Annotated in this window: 2 protein-coding genes; one reads left to right on the top strand and one right to left on the bottom strand. The window is 72.0% G+C overall.

The window, feature by feature from the left end; genetic code table 11:
* Positions 1 to 287 (bottom strand): NAD(P)-binding protein (locus DMC61_RS41085; protein ID WP_125695780.1); only part of this gene is annotated, 287 nt, incomplete at its 3' end.
* A gap of 55 nt (positions 288 to 342) precedes the next feature.
* On the opposite strand from DMC61_RS41085, the gene DMC61_RS41080 reads away from it, so the two are divergent.
* On the top strand, positions 343 to 621 hold a 279-nt coding region (locus DMC61_RS41080), incomplete at its 3' end, for a YjbQ family protein (RefSeq protein ID WP_125695779.1).

The raw sequence follows: 621 nt of genomic DNA, 5'->3' as shown, positions 1-621 counted from the left end.
AAGGTGCGCTCGTACGTCGCGAAGTACCCGCTCACCACCTCGGCGGACGGCCGCGCCGGGTCCGCGCCGGTCAGCTCCATGCCCGGCAGGGCGTGCATCCCGTGCACCTTGCCGTACGTCAGCGAGGGCCAGCGGAACTGCCAGGCTCCGCCGGGCCCGGGGGAGTGGTCGAGCACCACGAAGTCGCGCTCCGGCTCGAACCCCGTGCGCCGCAGATGATAGGCGGCGGCGAGTCCGGCCTGACCGGCCCCGATGACGACGACCTCGACCTCGCGTGTGTTGTTCACGTTTCTACTAACGGTGGCGGAGGCCCCGGTCTTCCCCCGGTGTCAGGATGGGTACATGCCCGATGCCTTCACCACCCGAGTCCTCAACCTCGCCACCGGCTCGGCGGAGCGGGTCGCCGACATCACCGGTGACTGCGAGTCCTTCCTGCGCGAGGCGGCGGCCGGCCGCGACGGCCTGCTCAACGTCTTCGTCCCGCACGCCACGGCAGGGATCGCGATCATCGAGACCGGCGCCGGCAGTGACGACGACCTGCTCTCCGCCCTGCACACCCTGCTCCCGGCCGACGACCGCTGGCAGCACCGCCACGGCAGCCCCGGCCACGGCCGCCACCAC

Origin of the sequence: Amycolatopsis sp. WAC 04169 (assembly GCF_003947535.1) — a bacterium.
GTDB lineage: Bacteria > Actinomycetota > Actinomycetes > Mycobacteriales > Pseudonocardiaceae > Amycolatopsis > Amycolatopsis keratiniphila.
This window is presented reverse-complemented; position numbering and strand designations above follow the sequence as displayed.